We start from the raw sequence: 19,716 nt of genomic DNA, 5'->3' as shown, positions 1-19,716 counted from the left end.
CTTATAAAGTGATTCCGCTTGCCAATAAGGGGCCAGCCATGTTGTGTCTGATGTCTGCTTTTTACCCGGCTTGCACCCTGATGGCAGCCCGCTGATGCAGTGGTGCAAGTCCATAGGGGTAGCGTGCTTGTGCCTGGCCTTGTGGCCAGCCCATGCCCAGCGCCTGGTGTTTGCCTTCAATACAGCAGAACCCTACAAAATGCTGGATGCCGCCGGCAGGCCCGCCGGAGCTTACGTGGATATCATTCGTGAGCTGGCCCGCCGTAGCCAGCTGGTGCTGGAAATCGAACAGGTGCCGCTCAAACGCGTCCTGGCCATGATGGAAACCGGCAGCGCCGATATCACCATCGGGGTGAAGGGCGGCCCGGATCGTGATGCTTACCTGGCGTTTCTCGACCCGCCATTTGCCCCCAGCAGCCGTACCGTGGTCTTGCAGCGCAGTAACGACCCGCGTGTGCTGCAGCGCTATGAAGATCTGCTGCCCCTGCGCGTGGGGGTGGTCGAGGGGGTGCACTACTTTCCGCAGTTTGACGCCGATAACCGTATCCGCCGCGATGCAGCCCCCACAATAGACATGGCGCTGCGCAAACTGCAGGCCAAGCGTTTTGATGTGCTGCTGATCAATGCCTTGCAAGTGCAGGGCGAGCTGCGCGAGTCGCGCTATCGCGGGCTGTACCGTCAGGCCCGTGTGTCATTCGAGTTTGGCGAGCCACGTCGCATCGCTATCTCTCGCCGTTCTGTAGTGGCACAGCAGCTGAAAGGTGTGCTGTCGCAGCAGTTGGCCGGCATGGTGAAGGACGGCACGATCCGCCGCTTGCTGGCCAAGGCCGACGCCGAGATGGCGATAAGGCCGTTACCGTGAAGCTGCGCTACCGATTACTGGCCCTGATGTTGGCCGCAGCCTGTGCCATGCCCGTGCAGGCAGCGCAGCCTGGCGTGCTGAATATTGCCTTTAGCGTGATGCCGCCCTGGAAAACGATCGATGCCAATGGCGAGGCGCAGGGACCCTACGCGCACATCTTGCGGCTGCTGGCCGAGCAGCTGGACGCCACACCGCATTTCATCGAGTGTTCGCTGAGCCGCTGCCTGCAGCTGATGCAAAGGGGAGAGGCCGACGTGGCGCTGGGCATGGCAGCTACGCCGGAGCGGGTGGCGTATATCGACTTTATCTCGCCGGGGCTGGAAGAGGATTCGCGCATTGCCTTTTTCATGCGCAGCAACGACCGTCGCCCGCTGGCACGCTACGAAGACCTGGCTGGCTTGCGCGTGGGGGTGACGCACGAGCGGCGCTATTTTGCCCGTTTCGACAGCGATACCTCGCTGCAAAAGGACGTGGCGCTGCACACGGCCGAGTCCATGCGCAAGCTGGTGGCCGGGCGGGTAGATGTGGTGATTGCGCCGGTGTTGCACGGCCGTAGCGTGCTGGCGGCCGAGTCACTGGCGCAGCGCGTGCGACAGATGCCTTTGCAGGCCAAATCCTACGGTGGATTTATTGCTTTTTCCCGGCTGTCGCCATGGGGGCCTTACCGTGCGAATGTGGCCATGGCGATTATGCGTATGCGCGCCATCGGCCAGCTGGACCCTACCCGGCAGATGTCGCGTAGCCGCCGTTGCGAGCGCGCCACGCCAGGCTGGCGTACCCCGGGCTGTGCCTACGATGCCGGGGCCTTGCGGCCATAGGGCGCGCCGATTACCCGCCCTGACGGATGACCAAGCCTGTTTGCCACGCAAGCAGGCTTTTTTGTCAGCAGCAGGGCGGTGAGGCGCCTGCGGCTGTGCTGATGTCCGGTTTATAGCCAGCTGGGGTCCAGCCGGTCTGGCCGGTCGGTGCACAGCATGTTCACCCCCCAGTGGCGCAGCCTTTGCATGTCTTCCAGCTGGTTCACCGTCCACGCCATCACCGCCAACCCGGCCTGGTGCAGGGCCTGCACACTGGCTTCGTCCAGCGCCCGGTAATGCACGTGTATGGCGCTACAACCCAGTGCCCGGGCCTGCGCTACGCTGTCTTCTGATAGGGTTTCCAGCAGCAGGGCACGGGGTAGCTGCGGTGCGGCCAACTGTGCGGCGGCGAGCGCGGCCGTATCGAACGACGATAGCAGCGGCGGCAGCGCCGCGCCTTGCCATAGGGCCTGGATTTCGGCCATGCAGACGCGTGCCATGGCGGCGGGCTCGCGTGCTGGTTTCAGCTCCAGGTTGACCGCCATGCCCAGCTTGCGGCTTTTGCTGGCCAAGGCTGCCAGGGTGGGCAAGGGCTCGCCGGCAAAGGCCAGGTGGTGGTAACGCCCGGCATCCAGCGTTTGCAGCTGGGCGATGGTTTGCCCCGCCACATCGCCACTGCCGGTGGTGGTGCGCTCCAGGGCGTGGTCGTGCACGATCACGGCCTTGCCATCGGCGCTGAGCTGTACATCACATTCCACCCCGCTGACACCCAGCCGGTGCGCCAGCAGCAGCCCCGCCAGTGTGTTTTCCGGTGCCAGCGCGCCCCCCAGGCGGTGGGCAAAGCCTAGTGGATATGGCCAGTGCATGCTTTGCTCCATTTCATGAAAAAAGCGTAACGGAGTGCGTTACAAAACTGTCGTCATAATGCAGAAATTGCCTGATACGGTAAGTAATTAGCTGCATTTGATACAGGGATTACCCCTTAAGCGTAAACCCTTCTTTACAAAGTGTCGGACAAGATTGTCTACTGTAGTGCATATGTTGCGGCGCAATATGCTGATTCGCTGTGTCTTTTCGCCATGCTGGTGCGTGTGTTCTCCCCCTGGCCATGGCAATGTCGCAGCGCAGCAACGTGCAATGCACGCCACAGTTGGCCGCGCCATATGCAACAAATGCTAAAAGGTCGTTTCAAATCAGTTGATTAAGTTGTTGTCTGACAGTATTCATGACAGCAATGGCACGACATTGGTGCAGTGGCAGCCCGTTTGGCATGTCGCTTTTTTGTAAAAGCATTGCGCCAAATCAAAAGTCGTGATGTAGTAAGAATTCAAACGCTCGTTCGAAATCAAGCCTCGCACGGGCGTTCGCTATCTTTAGATTTTTTATTTGTCATTCATCCATTTGCAGAAAGGAAGACCATGCAAATCGCTATTCCAGCCGAAAGGCTGGCAGGTGAAAGCCGCGTGGCCGCGACACCGGAAACGGTTAAAAAGCTCGTCGCCATGGGTCATGCCGTGGTGGTAGAGGCGGGGGCGGGCAATATGGCCGCCGTGCCGGATGCGGCGTATGCCGAAGCCGGTGCCACCCTGGCCGCGTCGCGCGCCGCCGTACTGGCGCAGGGCGACATTGTGCTGACCGTGCGCCCGCTGCCGGAAGACGCCATTGCCGAGCTGAAAGAGGGCGCGGTGCTGATCGGCCAGCTGGCCCCGTTCCAGAACACCACCTTCCCGCAGCTGGCTGCGCGCAAGGTGTCGGCTTTTGCCATGGAACTGCTGCCGCGTACCACGCGGGCGCAGAGCATGGACGTGCTGTCCAGCCAGAACAACATTGCCGGCTACCGTGCGGTGCTGCTGGCGACGCACTACTACCCGCGCTTCATGCCCATGCTGATGACCGCCGCCGGTACCGTGAAGCCGGCCCGTGTGCTGATCATGGGGGTGGGGGTAGCCGGTTTGCAGGCTATTGCCACGGCCAAGCGCCTGGGGGCGGTGGTAGAGGCAACCGACGTGCGCCCGTCTACCAAAGAACAGGTGGAAAGCCTGGGTGGCAAGTTCATTGAAGTACCGATGAGCGAGGAAGAGAAGAAAGCCAACGACGGTGTGTACGCCAAGGAAATGTCGGACGACTACAAGCGTCGTCAGGCCGAGCTGGTGGCCAAGCACGCGCGCCAGGCCGACATCATCATCACCACCGCGCTGATTCCGGGCAAGAAGGCGCCGACGCTGATCAGCCGCGATATCGTGGCCGCCATGAAGCCGGGCAGCGTGATCATCGATATCGCAGCCGAAGCGGGCGGCAACTGTGAGCTGACCGTGCCGGGCGAAGTGCACCGCACCGATAACGGCGTGACCGTGGTGGGCCTGTACAACCTGCCGGGCCAGCTGGCGGCCGATGCCTCCAGCCTGTACGCCAAAAACCTGCTCACCTTCCTGTCGCTGATGCTCAGCAAGGAAGGCTTCACCCTTAATCTGGAAGACGACCTGCTGGCGGCCACCCTGGTGACGCACGACGGCCAGGTGCGCTTTCCTGCGGCCAACTAGGAGGTGCCATCATGGTTGACCCGTTTATCTCCAGCTTCACCATCTTCGTTCTGGCCGTGTTCGTGGGCTACCACGTGGTGTGGAACGTTACCCCGGCCCTGCATACCCCGCTGATGGCGGTAACCAATGCCATTTCCGGCATCATCATCGTGGGCGCCATGCTGCAGGTGGTGGACATCAATGGCAGCCAGATCACCGTGACATCGGTGCTGGGCACCATCGGTATCTTCCTGGCCAGTATCAACATCTTCGGTGGCTTCATGGTCACCCAGCGCATGCTCGACATGTTCAAGAAGAAGAAAAAACAGGGGGCATAACAGATGGAGAACGTATCCGCAGTACTGTACCTGGTGGCAGCCGTGCTGTTCATCCTGGCACTGAAAGGCCTGTCCTCGCCTACCACGGCGATCCAGGGTAACCGCTACGGCATTATCGGCATGCTGATTGCCGTGGCCACCACCTTCATGATCATGGACAAGCCGGTGCTGGCGCTGATTGTCGGTGCCATCGTGGCTGGTGGCGCCATTGGCGCGTACAAGGCCAAAACCGTCGAGATGACCGGCATGCCCGAGCTGGTAGCCGCCATGCACTCGCTGGTGGGCTTGTCCGCGGTGCTGATCGCCGTGGCCGCCATCTTCCATACCGGTGTCGAGCACACCGGCGTGCAGAAGGTGGAGCTGTTCATCGGTGCCTTTATCGGTGCCATTACCTTCACCGCCTCGGTGGTGGCCTACGGCAAGCTGTCCGGCAGGTTTGGCGCCAAGGCCGTGAACTTCAGCGGCCAACATTTGCTGAACCTGGTGCTGGCGCTGGCCATGGTGGGCTTTGGCGTGGCGTACTTCCTTACCGATAGCCACGGCGCCTTCCTGATGATGGTGGCCATTGCGCTGGTACTGGGCGTGACGCTGATCATCCCGATCGGCGGTGCCGACATGCCGGTAGTGGTATCCATGCTGAACAGCTACTCCGGCTGGGCGGCAGCGGGTATCGGCTTTACGCTGAACAACCCGGTGCTGATCATTGCCGGCGCGTGCGTGGGCTCTTCCGGTGCCATCCTGTCCTACATCATGTGCAAGGCCATGAACCGCTCCATCGTCAGCGTGCTGCTGGGTGGTTTTGGTGCCGAAGCCGGCAGCGGTGGCAGCGCCGACAGCGGCCCGAAGAACTACAAGTCCGGTTCGGCCGAAGACGCCACCTTCCTGATGAGCAACGCCGACAGCGTGATCATCGTGCCGGGTTACGGTCTGGCCGTGTCGCGCGCCCAGCACGCCCTGCAAGAGTTTGCCGAGCTGCTGCACCAGAAGGGCGTCAACGTGCGCTACGCCATCCACCCGGTGGCGGGCCGTATGCCAGGCCACATGAACGTGCTGCTGGCCGAAGCCGAAGTGCCGTACGAGCAGGTGCAGGAGATGGAAGAGATCAACTCCGACTTCTCCAACACCGACGTGGTACTGGTGATTGGCGCCAACGACGTGGTGAACCCGGCCGCGCAGAAAGACAAGCAAAGCCCGATCTACGGCATGCCGATTCTGGAAGCGCACAAGGCGCGTACCGTCATCGTGGTGAAGCGCTCGATGAGCGTGGGCTACGCCGGCCTCGACAACGAGCTGTTCTACATGGACAAGACCATGATGGTGTTTGGCGACGCCAAGAAAGTAGTAGAAGACATGCTGAAGGCGGTGTCGCACTAAGCTGCGGCCAACCTTGCCGCTATCGCGCCCCGTTCGTGCCTGGCACGGCGGGGCGTTTTTGCATACCGGACTAAAGCCTGTCTTTCTGGGGCAAGGCTTTGTCAAACCGTGCGGCCAGGGCGCCCGGTTTTCGCGCATTACCGCCGCCTGCCAAGAATCGCCCCAGCACAAATAGCCTTAACCGGTTCTATGCTGTTACCCGCACCGTTACGGCCATTGCCTGCTGTTTGACCCGAGTCAATACCCGCTTGTATTAGGCTGGCTAATCTTTCGGGTCTATCCGGTCTGCACCGAGCAGGTGGCTCGCAAGCGTTATGGCACAGGTTCTCTACAACGACGGCAACCATAAATGCATCGCCTTTACCGACCTGGTACAGGGTGAGGGCATCCAGTCCAATCAGTTTGCCATTGTGCACGATGGCGACGGCATGCTGCTGGACCCGGGCGGCAACCTCACCTACAAGCACCTGCTGGCCGAGATGGCCGAGCACTTTCTGCCCTCGCATACCCGCTATATTTTCGCCTCGCACCAGGACCCGGACATCATAGCCTCGGCCAACGGCTGGCTGCTGATTACCGACGCGCAGATCGTGATTGCGCAGGAATGGACGCGCTTTATCCCGCATTTTTGCGTAAAAGGCGCCACCGAAGGGCGGCTGATCCCGATTCCGGCGCGTGGCATGACGCTGCCGCTGGGCCGCACGCGGCTGGAAATCGTCCCCGCGCACTACCTGCACACCGTGGGTTTTTTCCAGGTATACGACCCGATCAGCAAGATCCTGTTTTCCGGTGACATCGGCGCCTCGCTGATGGACGGCATAAGCGCCGCGCAGCCGGTAGAAGATTTCGACCGCCACCTGGTAGACCACCATATGTCCGGCTTCCACCGCCGTTACATGAGCAATAACCGCGCCGCCCGCCTGTGGGTGAACATGGTGCGCCAGATGGACGTGGAGTGGATCGTGCCGCAGCACGGCGCCTCGTACAAAGGCAAGGACATGGTGAAGCGCTTCCTCGACTGGTTCGAAAAGCTGGAGTGTGGCACCGACTTGCTGTCCGAAGCCGACTTCCCGCCGCGCCGCTGAGCCATGTTACTGCCGGACGATTTCACGCTGCTGCTGGCCGCCAGCCCCGCTGTCTTGCTGGGTGTGCTGCTGGCGTTGCGTCAGCGTCGGGCCAGCCCACCCCCAGCCAGCCAGCTGCCGCCGCTGAAAATCCTGCGCCCGCAGCCTGCGGCCAACCCTGACGCACCGCTGGCTACGCCAGCGGTCAGTGACAGTGCGCCCCCACTGACGCCCGCCACGGCCAGTGAAACCGCAAGTGCCGACGAGCTGCAACTGGAAATCGGGGTGGCCGATACCGACTTGCTGACCGAGGCCGACGTTTACCTGCAGTTCGGCTACCTGGACCGTGCCGCCGCGCTGCTGCGCAGCTACGTAGACCAGAACCCGCCCGCCAGCCGCGAGCTGGCGCGCCTGCTGGGCCTGTACCTGCGCCTGCACGCCATCGACGACTTTACCGAGATACTGCAAAGGTTGGCCGCACTGGGCATCATGACCGAGGCCGACACCGCGCAGGCCGTGGTAGAGGGCCTGCGTATCGACCCGGATAACCTGGCGCTACGCGTGTTTGCCGAAGATACCCTGGGCTGGGATATCGCTACCGTCAGCCGCCGTATCGGCCTGCGCCGGCCGGTCGGTGCTTCCCCGTTGGTGGCGCAGCCTGCTGGCCAGGCCGTGACGGCGGGGGATGGCAGCGTGCCGCTGGTGTGCGGCAGCCAGCCGCTGGCAGCCCTGAACGCCTACGAGCGCCTGGCCATTTGCCACCTGATGCCCGCCCGTCAGGGCGTACGTATTCTGCAGCAGCAAGGTGAAACCGCTACCGCCATCGGCACGCTGGAAGCCCTGCTGGCGCAGACGCGCCACCCGCTGACGCCGCTGATGGACATTCTGCATCTGTATTACCGCCAGGCCGACCTGGCCGGCTTTACCCGCCGCCTGTGGCAAAGCTTTGTACTGTTGGGCGAGCATGGCGCCGCCCTGCGCGAACGCTTGCTGCGCATGGGTTTTGCCCTGGGCCGCCACCCGGTACTGGACGTGCTGGCCAGTGGTGCCGACGCGGCGCGCCTGGAAGCGTTGGGGCGCGAGTGGGGCTTTGTGCCGGCCAGCCCAGGTATGGCGGACGGCTTGCCGCTGGTGACGGTGCAGTCTGCCGCACCGGCTACCGAGACCCGGCACGATGCGCTGGCCGAGGCCGACGCCTACCTGGATTACGGCCAGACCGAGCAGGCACTGGCGGTGCTGGAGCAGGCCGTGTTTGCCAACCCGTCCGACGTGCGCCTCTACCCGCTGCTGCTGGACCTGTACCAGCGGCTGGAGGCGGCCGACCATTTGCGTGCGCTGTTGCAGCACCTGCGCCAGACGCTGGGCCGGCCGCCGCGCGAGATCGCTGGCCGCCTGGGGCAGCTGCGCCAATTACTGAAACTGGATGACCCGCTGGGCACCCATCTGGAGGACGACGATGTCTGTCAGCACGCCGGCTGAGCCGATTACCGTACTCACCGCCGGTATGGACGAGCGCAAACTGGCGCTCTTTCGCATGGCGTTCCGCCTGCATTCCCTGCACCGCTACCGCCTGGCCAGCGACCATCCGGCCACGCCGCAGGTGGCCATTGTGGACGTGGATAGCGCCAGCGGCTGGCAGGTCTGGCAGCAGTACCGCCAGCAGTACCCGGCATTGCCCGCGCTGATTGTCACGGCCTACCCCAGCGACAATGCCCCGGCCTTGCAGATGGTGAAGCCGGTGCGCATGGAGAAGCTGTTTCCGCTACTGCGCCAGCTGTTGGCCGCACCTAGCCAAGACGCCAGCGTGGTTGCCCCGCCTGCGGCGCCTGCCGTGGCTGTGGCCGCCCCTGTCGCACCGCCGGTAGCCAGCCCGCCGCCGCAACCCGCGCCGGCCCAGGCCGTTCCGCCTTCGCTGGCCATGCCGGGCGCTGCGCCCCCGGTAGTGCGCAGTAGCCAGCGCCGTACCCTGCAGCGTTTTCACCCTGCCGGCACCATCTACGGCCTGCTGGTGGCGGCGGCGCGCCAGAAACAGCCGCAGCAGCTGCACTGCGAGCAGCGGCTGTTTGCCACGGTAGACCCGGTGCAGGGCCAGGTGGCGCTGTACACCACGCTGTCCAGCGTGCAGCAGCTGTGCGAGCTGAACGGCCTGCGCCTGGGCGCCGAGGTGCTGGCTACCCAGCCTGCGGAAGAGCCCATGCTGCGCCTGCCCTTGTCTACCTTGCTATGGCAGGTGGCGCTATGGAGCTGCCGTGGCCGCTTGCTGGCCGGTATCGACCCGGATACCCCGCTACGCCTGCGCCAGTGGCCCAACCTGACCCGCCTGGCACCCTTGCCCGGCGCGCTGCGTATTGCCGGCCTGTGGTCGCGCACGCCTACCAGCCTGCGTGTGGCGGTGAGCCTGCTCAAGATGGAGCCTGGCCCGCTGTGTAATTTCATTGCTGCCAGCCATGCGCTGGGCCTGCTGGAACAAGTAGGCAAGGCAAACGAGGCGGCCTCTGCCGCTACCCGGCCGGCGACGCCGGCTCCCGCCCCCTTGCCCCCGGCACGGCAGAGTTTGCTGTCGCGCCTGCTGGGGCGGATCAAGAACCTGTAGGTGCTTTGCATGCGACCCAGTGACAACAAAATCCTGTTTGCCGGCCCGGTAGGCGCTGGCAAGACCACGGCCATCGCCAGCCTGTCCGATATCCCGCCGGTGACCACCGACGCCACCGCCTCGGACATGACGCTGGACCGCAAAGGCCACACCACGGTAGCGCTGGATTACGGTGTGCTGATGCTGGACGACGATACCAAGGTGCACCTGTACGGCACCCCGGGGCAGGAGCGTTTCGATTTCATGTGGGACATCCTCAGCCAGGGCGGTATCGGGCTGATCCTGCTGCTGGATAACACCCGGCCGCACCCCATACGCGACCTGCAGTTTTTCCTGAAGGCTTTCGACAAACTGCTGCAGGATGCGCCGCTGGTGGTGGGCATTACCAAAACCGACCTGGCCGGCTCGCCGACCACCGCGCATTACGCCGATATTCTGGAAACGCTGGGCCTGCGCCCGCCGATTTTCGAGGTAGACGCGCGCAACCGCGAAGACATCAAGACGCTGGTGTGCGCGCTGCTGTATTCCATCGACCCGGGGCTGGAGGGCTAGGGCAATGGACAGCACGCTCAGCCTGAATGGCGCACTCTACGCCGGGCTTACCCCTGCGGGGGCCTGGTACGCGGTGAGCACGCGCGACGAAGGTAGCGACCGGCAGCTGTTGCTGCAGCTGCTGCAACACGGTGGCGAGCTGGCGCTGACCGAGGCCAGGTTGCAGGAGTGGAGTGCGACAGACAGCCCGGCGCAAGCGCTGGCCGTGCTGTACCGTTTGCAGCGCCTGGGCTTTGTCAGCGGTAGCCTGACCGGGCGCAGCGAGCCGGCCGGTAGCCTGGAAAGCCGCTTGCCGGCCTTGTTGGCCGCCTTGTCCGGCGAAGGCCGTGCGCTGCTGGCCGACGACAATGGCCTGTACTACGCCACGGCCGGTTTCCGCCACGAGGCCGCCGAGCAGATCGCCGCGCTGGCCGGTGACATCGTCAGCCTGGGCCGCCGCCACGCCCGCTTGCTGAACCAGAACCTGGGGCTGGGTGCCCAGGCCTGGGCACTGATCGACCCTGCCGGTCATGCCGAGCTGAGTTTTCACCCGCTGTATCTGGGCCGCCAGTCGTTTGTACTGGTGATTGGCGGCCAACCCCGACTGGGCGATAACGCCTTTGTTGCCATGACCGAGGCGCTGTGCCGCCGTTACGCCTGAACGATTACCGGAAACCACCACCATGCGCGAACAACTGCTCAAATCCATTCTTAGCGACCTTAATGGCGCCTCGGCTGATATCGAAGCCTCCGCCATCATCTCGGCCGATGGCCTCACCATGGCGGCGTTGCTGCCACAAGGCGTCGACGAAGACCGTGTCGGTGCCATGGCCGCCGCCATGCTGTCGCTGGGCGAGCGTACCGCGCGCGAGCTGGCACGCGGCGAGCTCGAACAGGTGATGGTAAAAGGCGACGCCGGCTATATCCTGATGAGCTATGCCGGCCGCGACGCGGTGCTGACCGTGATTGCACGCAAGGAAGCCAAGCTGGGCCTGATCTTCCTGGACGCCAAGCGCGCGGCACGCAGCGTGGAAGAAATCCTGTAGCACACGGTTGCTCTATGCATAAATAGCATAGCTGTTTATCATGCGGCCACGGATTGCATAGAGATCACCATGAAAAAAACAACGCTGATGGCCAGCTTGCTGCTGGTATTGTGCGGCCACGCGCTGGCCGAGCCCTTGACCTTTGGCTGGCTGGAAAGCGGCCAAGCACGCCGCCAGAAGTTTGAGAAGCACTTTCTGATAGGCGATACCCTGCAGCAATTTGCCGTCGGCAAGAAGCTGGTCACCCTGCCTGCCGGTAGCTGGGTGATTAGCGAGGTCAATACCTTTGCACCGGATGTTACCCAGGTCGGCAGTGGTGACGTAGACGGCGCTACGGCGGACGCGGCGCTGGATCTGCAAGACCCGCAAAGTGGCGACCAGATCTATCTGCAAACCCTGATTTCGCCACCGTCCAACCGTATCTGGCTATCGTCGCTCAGCGACAGCTGCCGCGATGCCAGCCAGGCTAAAGACGACGTGGTGGTTTACCAGCAGCAGCTGGACAGCAAGAAAACCGACCGCCAAAGCTGCGTGAAGGTAAGCGGGCGCAAGGCGGTGGATAAAGCCAATGGCGAGACCCAGCTGGTGTTGACCACCAGCGTGATGGAAAGCCGCGATGGCGACTACCTGGAATATTTCTACACGCGTACCGTTGCGCTGCCGGCAGGGCAGGCCAGCGATCTGGCTTCGCTGGACAAACCTACCCGTGCCTTTATCGCCAGCCAGATGCGCTGGGGCGTGGCGCTCAAGGCGGAGATTGCCAGACAGATGGGCTGGTAACCAGCCGCCTCATGCCGGCCCGGCTTCGCGTAGCCGCCGGTAAAACGTGCTGCGGCTGATACCCAGTGCCCGTGCGGCGGCGCTGGCATTACCGCCGTGCTGCTGTAGCAGGCTGTGCAGTGTGTTGGCAGTGTGGCGCGGGGTATCTTCCTGGCCGCGCAGGCTGGCGGGCAGGTGTGCCGGGGTCAGCACCGTGCCATCGTCGGCCAGCGCCAGCAGGGTGCGCAGCAGGTTATCCAGCTGGCGCAGGTTACCCGGCCACGGGTAGCGGCGGATAAAGTCGGCCAGCGCCGGCGACAGGGTAATGCCGCGCCCGGCGCTGCCGTGTTGCAGCAGCAGGTTGGCCGCAATCTGCGCCACGTCGCCGCGTTCGCGCAGCGGTGGCAGCGTTAGCGGGTAGTGGCACAGCCGGTAGTAGAGGTCGGCACGGAAGCGCCCGGCGGCGACCTCCTGTTCCAGCTGGCGGTGGGTGGCCGCCACAATGCGCACGTCCACTTTTTGCCCGGGGCCCCCGCCTAGCGGCACCACCAGGCGCTCTTGCAGTACGCGCAGCAGCCTGGCCTGCAGGCTCATCGGCATGTCGCCGATTTCATCCAGAAACAGTATGCCGCCGTCGGCCTCGCGCAGACGCCCTTTCGCGCCCTGGCGACGGGCGCCTGTAAACGCGCCTTCCTCATAGCCAAACAGTTCCGACTCGATCAGCCCTTCCGGGATGGCGGCGCAGTTTACCGCTACCAGCGGCGCAGCGGCGCGGCTGCTGGCCGCGTGCAGTGCCTGCACAAAGCGCTCCTTGCCGGCGCCGGTTTCACCCAGCACCAGTACCGGAATATCCGCCTCCAGCAGGCGGCGCGCGGTGTCCAGCATGCCCGGTGGCAAAGCCAGGTCCTGCTTGCGGCCAACCTTGTCGCTTGCCCGCTCGTGTTGCCCGCCTGCGGCAGGCCGGCGCGGGCTGGCAGCTGGTGGCGCGCTATGCAGCAAGACGCTGCCGTGATGGGCCACCGCTTGTCTGGGGGGCAGCAGGCTGGCCGAGTACAGCTGCCCGCCGTGGCGTAGCGAGGCCACGCCGCTGCCGTGGCGGCTAAGCCAGTGCTCCATGCTCAGGCCCGATAGGCCGGCAAAGCGGGTCTGGCCCAGGCAGTGCCAGTCCAGCCCCAGCAGGCTAAGCGCCGCACGGTTGGCCGCACGCAGCACGCCATCGTCGTCAAAAGCCAGCCGCGCGCAGCGCGGGGTGGCCAGCGTGGCCGGGTCGGGGGCAAAGCGCAGCTCGTGCAGGCTGCGGGTATGTTCGTCGAACAGGCGTTGTTCGATATGGCGTACCGCGGTAACCACTTGCAGCTGCTGCGCCTCGCCCAGCTTGCGCGGCAGGCCGGAAACGTCCAGTACGCCCAGCATCTGCCCCTGCGGGTCGACGATGGTACTGGCGGTGCAGGATAGCTGGCGGTTGCGCTCCAGATAGTGCTCGCTGCCGCGCACACGTACGGCCGCGCCGGTGACCAGTGCGGTGCCGATGGCATTGGTGCCGCGCACGTCTTCGCGCCAGTCCATGCCGGGTAGCAGCGCCACGCGTTCGGCGCGGTCCAGAAACGCCGGGTGGCCCATCTGGTTCAGGATCACGCCGTCGCGGTCGGCCACAATCACCACATGGCCTTCGTCCACCACGCTGTCGAATAGCGCATCGATCGCCGGCCTGGCCAGCTGTAGCCAGTCGGCATTGTCTTGCTGGCGGTGCGCCAGGCGCTGGTTGTCCAGCCGCTCGGGCGGGCGCAGCCGTGCGGCCGACAAGCCCAGACCCAGGCAACGCCGCCAGGAATGCAGGATAGGCTGCGGTACGCTGTTTTCCGGTAGCTCGTCACCGTCAAAAAAACGGCGGCGGATTTCGGCCAGGGGCAGGGTAGACATGGTGTTCTCCGTACTGTGTCACGCTGTTGCGACAGTTGTGTCAGTCTGGCACAGCTAGCCGCCGGCTGCAGGGCTGAGCGTGGGGCTGGCGGCATGGCGAAGCTGCCAGCCAGAAATCCTTTATTTATTGCAATGCAACATGCATGCACCGGATTGCAGCACAGGCGGGCGGTGCAGAAGAGCTGCACTGCAGCATGGCTACAAGCTGGCACGGTAGGTGCAGTGTGGTGTTTACACCCGGCGAGGTGACACCAACACAAAGGAGACACAGATGAGCGCGATTACCCCGGCACAATACGGCCTGAACCTGAAAACCCGTTACGCCAACTTCATCAATGGCCAGTGGCAGCCACCGGTCAATGGCCGCTATTTCGAGAACATCACCCCGGTGACCGGCCAGGTATTGTGCGAGATCCCGCGCTCCGATGCGGCCGATATCGAGCTGGCACTGGACGCCGCCCACGCCGCCAAAGGGGCCTGGGGCAAAACCAGCGTGGCCCAGCGCGCGCTCATCCTGCACCGTATTGCCGACCGCATGGAGCAGCACCTGGCCACCCTGGCCACGGTAGAAACCTTCGACAACGGCAAGCCTATTCGTGAAACCACGGCGGCCGACCTGCCGCTGGCTATCGACCATTTCCGCTACTTTGCCGGCTGCATCCGCGCACAGGAAGGCAGCATCGGCGAGATCGACGCCACCACCGTGGCGTATCACTTCCACGAGCCGCTGGGCGTGGTGGGCCAGATCATTCCGTGGAACTTCCCGCTGCTGATGGCCGCCTGGAAGATTGCCCCGGCGCTGGCGGCCGGTAACTGCATCGTGCTGAAACCTGCCGAGCAGACCCCGCTGTCCATCCTGGTGTTTGCCGAGCTGGTGGGCGACCTGCTGCCGCCGGGCGTGCTGAACATCGTGAACGGCTTTGGTACCGAGGCAGGCAAGGCACTGGCCACCAGCAAGCGCATCGCCAAGATCGCCTTTACCGGCTCTACCCCGGTGGGCCGCCTGATCATGAACTACGCCAGCGAAAACCTGATTCCGGTCACGCTGGAGCTGGGTGGCAAATCGCCGAATATCTTCTTTGACGACGTGGCCGCCAAGGACGACGCCTTCTTCGACAAGGCCATCGAAGGCTTCGTGATGTTTGCGCTGAACCAGGGCGAAGTGTGCACCTGCCCTAGCCGCTCGCTGGTACACGAGTCCATCTACGACCGCTTCATGGAGCGCGCGCTCAAGCGTGTGGCCGAAATCAAGCAAGGCAACCCGCTGGACCCGTCCACCATGATCGGTGCGCAGTCGTCGCAAGAGCAGATGGACAAGATCCAGGGCTACCTGCAGCTGGGCAAGGACGAAGGCGCTACCGTACTGGCGGGCGGCGACCGTGCCCACCTGGGCGGCGGGCTGGAAAACGGCTTCTATATCCAGCCTACCGTGTTCCAGGGCCATAACCAGATGCGCATCTTCCAGGAAGAAATCTTTGGCCCGGTGCTGTCGGTGACCCCGTTCAAGGATATCGACGAGGCATTGCATATCGCCAACGACACCCTGTTTGGCCTGGGTGCCGGCGTGTGGACGCGCAATATGAACACCGCCTTCCATATGGGCCGCAGTATCGAGGCGGGCCGCGTGTGGACCAACTGCTACCACGCCTACCCGGCGCACGCCGCTTTTGGTGGCTACAAGCAGTCCGGTATCGGCCGCGAAACCCACAAGATGATGCTGGACCACTACCAGCAGACCAAAAACCTGCTGGTGAGCTACAGCGAGGACAAACTGGGCTTCTTCTAAACGGTTTGGCTTGCACTGCCCTGGCTCGCGGGTGCTGCAGCCGGGGTGGTCACCCGCTTTACCGTGCTGGCGGGCCATCGTGGTGATGCCCGCCAGTCTACGCAGTGATTCGTCTTCCTCCCCTGTTTGTCGTGGTCGCTCGCGGCGGGCAGTTTGGCTGCCACCTGATGTTTCTCAACACAGGTGGCATTTTTTATGGAGATGATTACCTGCATGGCAGGATAATCTATAAAAATAAAAATCATGGCTCGGCCTGGCCCGGGCTGTACACAACGACAACCGCTGGAGCACGCATGTTTTTCTTCAACAAGAAACGTTCTTCTGTCCCCGACAACGCCAGTACTGCCGCAGCGGCAGCGCTGCTGCACATCGTGCGTACCGACAACCAGGGTTACGAGCAAGCCTTGCAGGCCAAAGCCAGCGGCAGCATCAAGCTGGTGCTGGGTTATGTGAACCCTGCGGCCAACCTGGAGCAAGTTGGCCGCAGCGTGGCGCGCCATTTTCCGCAAGCCAAAGTCGTACTGACCACCACCGCCGGCGAGCTGTGCAGTGCCAGCCGCCAGGACACCCTGTATCTGCCTGCCAACGGCCAGTGGCAAACCATGGTGTTCCAGCTGTTTGACGCCGCGCTGGTGTCCGATGTGCACGTCACGGCCGTGCCGCTGGCGTGTGAAGACATCAAGGCCGGCCAGCCCAGCCTGAGCCATGAAAACCGCCTGGCCAAGCTGAAAGACAACGTTGGCCGCATCAACCTGCCGTTTGCCATGCGCCACGACGAGGGCTTTGTGCTGACGCTGGTGGACGGCCTGTCCAACAGCGAGAGCTACCTGATGGAGGCGCTGTACGAGTCCGGCAAGCTGCCCTATCTGTTTGTGGGCGGCTCGGCCGGCGGCCCGCTGGATTTCAGCATGACGCGGATCTACGACGGCCAGCAGGTGCGCGACGGCCACGCCGTGTTCGCCTTCATCAAGCTGGCGCCCGCCTACCGCTACGGCATCTTCAAGAGCCAGAACTTTGAAGACACCGGTACCAGCTTCACCATTGCCCAGGCCAATACCGAGCTGCGCCGCGTGCATTCGGTGATCGATAGCAAGAGCGGCGAGATCCGCAACGTGCTGGACGCGCTGTGCCAGCATTTCCGCTGCCAGCGCAGCGAGCTGGGCGCCAAGCTGCAAAGCCACAGCTTTGGCATCAAGATCCAGGACGAACTGTTTGTGCGCTCGGTACTGGCTATCAACGAGCAGGAAGGCTATCTGCAGTTTGCCTGCGACCTCGCGTTTGGCGAGCAGCTGTTCCTGCTGCGCAGTGTCGACCTGGCCGAGCGTACCGCGCGCGATTTTGAGCAGTTCAGCCGTAGCAAGCCGCAGCCGGTGGGAGGTATCCTTAACGACTGCATCCTGCGCCGCCTCAATAACGCCAGCGCGCTGGCCCGCGCCAATGTGTACGGCGATATTCCCACCGCCGGCTTTTCTACCTTTGGCGAGCTGCTGGGTGTGAACATCAACCAGACGCTGACGGCCATCTTCTTCTACCCGGCCAGTGACACCTTCCGCGACGACTTTGTCGACCGCTTCCCGGTGCACTACGCCAACTTCAAGAACTACTTCTACCGCCGCGAGCTGCAACGCGCGCGCATGACCGGGCAGATGAAGAGCCGCGTCATCGAAGAACTCAACGGCTACAAAGCCTTTGCGGGCCAGCTGATGGAAAGCCTGCCGCTGTTCCGCGATACCACCGCCCAGCTGGTAGAACACCTGGGCAGCATCGAACAGGACATCAGCCGCTTCGGTAAGGAAGTAGACCAAGGCGCGCAAACCGCCAGCAACGTAACCGGCCGCATCGGCGCGCTGGAAAAAGACGCGCAGCAGATCGGCGACGTGATGCAGATGATCAAGAAGATCGCCGAGCAAACCAACCTGCTGGCACTGAACGCCGCCATCGAAGCCGCACGAGCAGGCGAGGCCGGGCGCGGCTTTGCCGTGGTCGCCGACGAAGTACGCAAGCTGGCCAACACCACGCAATCCAATCTGGACGCCACCGGCGGTGCGGTGGACAACGTGATGAACGGCGTACGCGACGTGGGCGGCGATGTGCGCGGCATGGGCAGCCAGGTCAGCGGCTTTGCCGGCGAGATGGCGCAGGTCGTGGGCAAGCTGCACCAGCTGGCCAGCACCTCGCAGGACAGTAAACAGCGCGTAGACAGCATGCTGGCGCAGACCGAGAGCCTGTACGCCCGCATGCGCGAAGTGGACAAAGAGCTGGACGCCATCCTGCAGCTGGAAAAACAATAAGCCGTACCGCCAGGCCTGGCGGCGAGAAAGCCCGCTACCGCTTTGCCGGTAACGGGCTTTTTGCTGTGCGGGTGTGACCGTGTGTGACCGCGTTTACATTTGTTAAGGCGTTGGCATTGACCCGTGCCAGGCCGTGGCATAAGCTGCCCAACTGACTGAATAAAGGAGCACGAGATGCACATGAAAGGCGTCACTATCGCCATGATGTCGCTGCTATTGGGGGCTTGCGCCAGCAGCACCGTGCCGCAGCAAGGCAAATGGCAGCAAAGCGGACCCGATGGCAAGCCACTGCAAACCCTGCAGCTGACAGACGGCCAGCTATCGGCCAACGCCGGCTGCAACCAGATGTTCGGCCCCGCCCGCATCGAACAAGGCCGCCTGGTGGTGGGTACGCTGGCCAGTACCTTGATGGCCTGCGCGCCGGAAGCCATGCAGCGCGAGCAAGCCCTGGCCGCCCTGCTGCGCAGCCGCCCGCAAGTACGCCTGGACGGCGACAAACTGCTGATCGGCGAAGTGGCCCAGCAGCAGGTATGGCAGCCGGTGGCCGCAGCAGCCCAGCCGGCAGCGCCTGCCAAACCGGCCAAACCTGCGGCGGCAGCCGAGCCAAGCACCACACGCCTGATCTACGTGGCCCCCGAGCGCCGCACCTGCGTGGGCGTGGCCCCGATGCAGTGCCTGCAGGTACGCGAGAGCCAGCAACAGCCGTGGCAACACCATTATGGCGAGATCGAAGGCTTCACCGCCGAAGCCGGCACTGCCTACCGCCTGCGCATCCGCGAGATCAAGGTGGCCAACCCGCCAGCCGACGCGCCAGACCGCCGCTGGGTGCTGGATAGCATCGTGGAGCAGATCCGCATCGCGCCCTGATTGGTACGCAGTGGAGGTGGTACAGCAACAGCCCCGGTACGCCGGGGCTTTGTCTTGCCGTAAGGTTGGCCGCAACGTAATGGTGTGTCTGAACGGTGCCGCTGACGGCAGTGTGGGGCAGTGTGTTGCGGTACGCGCTATGGTGTTATTAAAAAGTCCAAGCTTTGCAACGTATTCGCTTGTGTTTACGGCACATGCCTTATGTCACCAAACCCGGCCAAGCAGCGTCAACGCCATTACCGCAGCGTTATGAAGCGCGTGGATGGTAAAGGTGAATAAAAAGCCGCGGCGGCGATTTGGGCTATCGAGGTACGCGATGGCAAGCAATATTCCGCAGGGAAAGACCACTATCACATCGGCCATGCCGTCATAGTGCATGAAGGCAAAAAGCGTGGCTGAAATCATGATCGCCGTGGTACTGGTGTGATGACGGGAAAAGAAATCCAGTGGCAGCTTTTGCAGGAAGTAAGTTTCCAGCAGGGGTTTGATGAAGACGATCTTGATCCAGAAGAACGGTGTGAATGCTAATGACTGCTCGCTGCTGCTGATAGAGAAAAAGGCAAAAACCGTGGCAAGGACGGCTTTGGATAAGAACAGCATCAAGACGAAAAAGCAGACCCCTCGGCCAGCAAGGTACCTTCTCAAACTATGGATGAGGGGGAAAAGCATGATGTGTATCCGGATGCCCTTGCTACTGGTTTAGCGGGCTCGCCGCTGGCTGATCCGGCTAAAGGCCAGCTGTACGATGATGCCGATCAGCACGTAGCTGGCAGGCTCCAGCAGGCTGGCCGGGGTGGACAAGCGCTGGGTAATCACGGTGAGGGCAAAGATCAGCAGGCCGGTGTTGGCCCCTTGCAGGATGGTTTGCAGGTTCATGCTGTTGACCTTGGGTGGGGGGGGACAGGCCGACAAATGGGCACGTCGATATTATGACGATGTGGTTTTGCAGGCAAGCAACCATTGCCCTGG

The 19,716-nt window shown here is 63.2% G+C and carries 19 protein-coding genes and 1 pseudogene; 16 read left to right on the top strand and 4 right to left on the bottom strand.

Annotation, left to right across the window (positions count from 1 at the left end):
• The first annotated feature begins 235 nt into the window (after positions 1-235).
• Both LCH97_RS12210 and LCH97_RS12205 read left to right on the top strand, forming a co-directional pair.
• On the top strand, positions 236-862 hold the full coding sequence (locus tag LCH97_RS12210) for a substrate-binding periplasmic protein (protein WP_370630692.1): 627 nt from the start codon (positions 236-238) through the stop codon (positions 860-862).
• Positions 859-1,680 (top strand): ABC transporter substrate-binding protein, encoded by an 822-nt coding sequence (locus tag LCH97_RS12205; RefSeq protein ID WP_227301924.1) that lies wholly within the window; start codon positions 859-861, stop codon positions 1,678-1,680. The genes LCH97_RS12210 and LCH97_RS12205 overlap by 4 nt, the downstream gene beginning before the upstream one ends.
• 110 nt (positions 1,681-1,790) lie before the next feature.
• Here the strand turns inward: LCH97_RS12205 and ugpQ are convergent, their stop codons facing one another.
• Positions 1,791-2,525: a glycerophosphodiester phosphodiesterase gene (ugpQ, locus tag LCH97_RS12200; protein ID WP_227301923.1), complete on the bottom strand. Its 735-nt coding sequence runs from the start codon at positions 2,523-2,525 to the stop codon at positions 1,791-1,793.
• Between the two features lie 552 nt (positions 2,526-3,077).
• Here ugpQ and LCH97_RS12195 point away from each other — a divergent pair.
• The 10 genes from LCH97_RS12195 (at position 3,078) to LCH97_RS12150 (ending at position 11,904) form a co-directional block, all read left to right on the top strand.
• Entirely contained in the window at positions 3,078-4,199 is a 1,122-nt protein-coding gene (locus LCH97_RS12195) for a Re/Si-specific NAD(P)(+) transhydrogenase subunit alpha (RefSeq protein WP_227301922.1), read from the top strand.
• Between the two features lie 11 nt (positions 4,200-4,210).
• Positions 4,211-4,516: a proton-translocating transhydrogenase family protein gene (locus LCH97_RS12190; RefSeq protein WP_227301921.1), complete on the top strand. Its 306-nt coding sequence runs from the start codon at positions 4,211-4,213 to the stop codon at positions 4,514-4,516.
• Between the two features lie 3 nt (positions 4,517-4,519).
• A complete protein-coding gene (locus LCH97_RS12185) occupies positions 4,520-5,890 on the top strand; it encodes an NAD(P)(+) transhydrogenase (Re/Si-specific) subunit beta (protein ID WP_227301920.1) in 1,371 nt (456 codons plus the stop codon).
• A 314-nt stretch (positions 5,891-6,204) separates the two neighbouring features.
• Entirely contained in the window at positions 6,205-6,975 is a 771-nt protein-coding gene (locus LCH97_RS12180) for an MBL fold metallo-hydrolase (RefSeq protein ID WP_017510164.1), read from the top strand.
• A 3-nt stretch (positions 6,976-6,978) separates the two neighbouring features.
• Complete coding sequence (locus LCH97_RS12175) at positions 6,979-8,433, top strand: hypothetical protein (protein WP_227301919.1); 1,455 nt, start codon at positions 6,979-6,981, stop codon at positions 8,431-8,433.
• Positions 8,411-9,547, top strand: a complete 1,137-nt coding sequence (locus LCH97_RS12170; protein ID WP_227301918.1) for a hypothetical protein — start codon at positions 8,411-8,413, stop codon at positions 9,545-9,547. The genes LCH97_RS12175 and LCH97_RS12170 overlap by 23 nt, the downstream gene beginning before the upstream one ends.
• A 9-nt stretch (positions 9,548-9,556) precedes the next feature.
• Positions 9,557-10,099, top strand: coding sequence for an ATP/GTP-binding protein (locus LCH97_RS12165; RefSeq protein ID WP_227301917.1), 543 nt, complete (start codon positions 9,557-9,559; stop codon positions 10,097-10,099).
• A 4-nt stretch (positions 10,100-10,103) separates the two neighbouring features.
• On the top strand, positions 10,104-10,739 hold the full coding sequence (locus tag LCH97_RS12160) for a roadblock/LC7 domain-containing protein (protein WP_227301916.1): 636 nt from the start codon (positions 10,104-10,106) through the stop codon (positions 10,737-10,739).
• Positions 10,740-10,761: 22 nt separating this feature from the next.
• Entirely contained in the window at positions 10,762-11,124 is a 363-nt protein-coding gene (locus LCH97_RS12155) for a roadblock/LC7 domain-containing protein (RefSeq protein ID WP_017510159.1), read from the top strand.
• A gap of 69 nt (positions 11,125-11,193) precedes the next feature.
• Complete coding sequence (locus tag LCH97_RS12150) at positions 11,194-11,904, top strand: hypothetical protein (RefSeq protein WP_227301915.1); 711 nt, start codon at positions 11,194-11,196, stop codon at positions 11,902-11,904.
• A 9-nt stretch (positions 11,905-11,913) separates the two neighbouring features.
• On the opposite strand, the gene LCH97_RS12145 is transcribed toward LCH97_RS12150, so the two are convergent.
• Positions 11,914-13,803: a sigma-54-dependent Fis family transcriptional regulator gene (locus LCH97_RS12145; protein ID WP_227301914.1), complete on the bottom strand. Its 1,890-nt coding sequence runs from the start codon at positions 13,801-13,803 to the stop codon at positions 11,914-11,916.
• A 271-nt stretch (positions 13,804-14,074) separates the two neighbouring features.
• Between LCH97_RS12145 and adh the strand changes: the two genes are divergently transcribed.
• The 4 genes and pseudogenes from adh (at position 14,075) to LCH97_RS12125 (ending at position 18,747) form a co-directional block, all read left to right on the top strand.
• A complete protein-coding gene (gene adh / locus LCH97_RS12140) occupies positions 14,075-15,589 on the top strand; it encodes an aldehyde dehydrogenase (protein WP_017510156.1) in 1,515 nt (504 codons plus the stop codon).
• A 167-nt stretch (positions 15,590-15,756) separates the two neighbouring features.
• Positions 15,757-17,016: pseudogene (locus LCH97_RS18870) on the top strand (FIST signal transduction protein); the annotation flags it as partial.
• Between the two features lie 207 nt (positions 17,017-17,223).
• Positions 17,224-17,880, top strand: a complete 657-nt coding sequence (locus tag LCH97_RS18865; protein ID WP_370630733.1) for a methyl-accepting chemotaxis protein — start codon at positions 17,224-17,226, stop codon at positions 17,878-17,880.
• Between the two features lie 180 nt (positions 17,881-18,060).
• Positions 18,061-18,747, top strand: a complete 687-nt coding sequence (locus LCH97_RS12125; RefSeq protein WP_227301913.1) for an META and DUF4377 domain-containing protein — start codon at positions 18,061-18,063, stop codon at positions 18,745-18,747.
• A gap of 204 nt (positions 18,748-18,951) precedes the next feature.
• Here the strand turns inward: LCH97_RS12125 and LCH97_RS12120 are convergent, their stop codons facing one another.
• The gene (locus tag LCH97_RS12120; protein WP_227301912.1) at positions 18,952-19,416 is read right to left on the bottom strand and encodes a CPBP family intramembrane glutamic endopeptidase; all 465 of its coding nucleotides are present in this window, start codon (positions 19,414-19,416) and stop codon (positions 18,952-18,954) included.
• Between the two features lie 30 nt (positions 19,417-19,446).
• Entirely contained in the window at positions 19,447-19,623 is a 177-nt protein-coding gene (locus LCH97_RS12115) for a hypothetical protein (RefSeq protein WP_227301911.1), read from the bottom strand.
• Between the last annotated feature and the right edge of the window lie 93 nt (positions 19,624-19,716).

The organism is Vogesella sp. XCS3, from assembly GCF_020616155.1.
Classification (GTDB): Bacteria; Pseudomonadota; Gammaproteobacteria; order Burkholderiales; family Chromobacteriaceae; genus Vogesella.
This window is presented reverse-complemented; position numbering and strand designations above follow the sequence as displayed.

Excerpts from the sequence above, each read along its gene's own strand:
- ugpQ (WP_227301923.1), bottom strand. The coding sequence starts at position 2,525 with ATGCACTGGCCATATCCACTAGGCTTTGCCCACCGCCTGGGGGGCGCG.
- LCH97_RS12195 (WP_227301922.1), top strand. The coding sequence starts at position 3,078 with ATGCAAATCGCTATTCCAGCCGAAAGGCTGGCAGGTGAAAGCCGCGTG.
- LCH97_RS12190 (WP_227301921.1), top strand. The coding sequence starts at position 4,211 with ATGGTTGACCCGTTTATCTCCAGCTTCACCATCTTCGTTCTGGCCGTG.
- LCH97_RS12185 (WP_227301920.1), top strand. The coding sequence starts at position 4,520 with ATGGAGAACGTATCCGCAGTACTGTACCTGGTGGCAGCCGTGCTGTTC.
- LCH97_RS12180 (WP_017510164.1), top strand. The coding sequence starts at position 6,205 with ATGGCACAGGTTCTCTACAACGACGGCAACCATAAATGCATCGCCTTT.
- LCH97_RS12175 (WP_227301919.1), top strand. The coding sequence starts at position 6,979 with ATGTTACTGCCGGACGATTTCACGCTGCTGCTGGCCGCCAGCCCCGCT.
- LCH97_RS12170 (WP_227301918.1), top strand. The coding sequence starts at position 8,411 with ATGTCTGTCAGCACGCCGGCTGAGCCGATTACCGTACTCACCGCCGGT.
- LCH97_RS12165 (WP_227301917.1), top strand. The coding sequence starts at position 9,557 with ATGCGACCCAGTGACAACAAAATCCTGTTTGCCGGCCCGGTAGGCGCT.
- LCH97_RS12160 (WP_227301916.1), top strand. The coding sequence starts at position 10,104 with ATGGACAGCACGCTCAGCCTGAATGGCGCACTCTACGCCGGGCTTACC.
- LCH97_RS12155 (WP_017510159.1), top strand. The coding sequence starts at position 10,762 with ATGCGCGAACAACTGCTCAAATCCATTCTTAGCGACCTTAATGGCGCC.
- LCH97_RS12150 (WP_227301915.1), top strand. The coding sequence starts at position 11,194 with ATGAAAAAAACAACGCTGATGGCCAGCTTGCTGCTGGTATTGTGCGGC.
- LCH97_RS12145 (WP_227301914.1), bottom strand. The coding sequence starts at position 13,803 with ATGTCTACCCTGCCCCTGGCCGAAATCCGCCGCCGTTTTTTTGACGGT.
- adh (WP_017510156.1), top strand. The coding sequence starts at position 14,075 with ATGAGCGCGATTACCCCGGCACAATACGGCCTGAACCTGAAAACCCGT.
- LCH97_RS18865 (WP_370630733.1), top strand. The coding sequence starts at position 17,224 with ATGACCGGGCAGATGAAGAGCCGCGTCATCGAAGAACTCAACGGCTAC.
- LCH97_RS12125 (WP_227301913.1), top strand. The coding sequence starts at position 18,061 with ATGAAAGGCGTCACTATCGCCATGATGTCGCTGCTATTGGGGGCTTGC.
- LCH97_RS12120 (WP_227301912.1), bottom strand. The coding sequence starts at position 19,416 with ATGCTTTTCCCCCTCATCCATAGTTTGAGAAGGTACCTTGCTGGCCGA.
- LCH97_RS12115 (WP_227301911.1), bottom strand. The coding sequence starts at position 19,623 with ATGAACCTGCAAACCATCCTGCAAGGGGCCAACACCGGCCTGCTGATC.